Source organism: Bacillus sp. SIMBA_005 (genome assembly GCF_046535585.1).
Lineage (GTDB): Bacteria > Bacillota > Bacilli > Bacillales > Bacillaceae > Bacillus > Bacillus pumilus.
Window position 1 is genome coordinate 1 of record NZ_JAWRWI010001042.1, and the last position, 242, is coordinate 242.

Consider the following 242-nt stretch of genomic DNA (forward strand, 5'->3'; position numbering starts at 1 on the left):
TCATTCCGCGCTTTAAAATTTTGCGTACGGTATCACGCAGCAGTGTACCCTGCTCGACCGTATACAGATCAGAGCGGAGCACGTCGCCGACGAGGCTCGCTTTTTTCCGGTTCTGATCAATGATCTCGACATCGACATACCCTTGCAGCACATTCAGGTCATCAACGACAAGCAGGGAATCGACACGGTGCTCCCGCATCACTTGGATCGCCTGCGAAAGCGTTTTGTCCGCCGTAACGGTG

1 protein-coding gene is annotated in these 242 nt (G+C 53.7%); it reads right to left on the minus strand.

The window, feature by feature from the left end; all coding sequences use genetic code 11:
- Positions 1–242 (minus strand): CBS domain-containing protein (locus SB660_RS23290; RefSeq protein ID WP_410584928.1); only part of this gene is annotated, 242 nt, incomplete at both ends.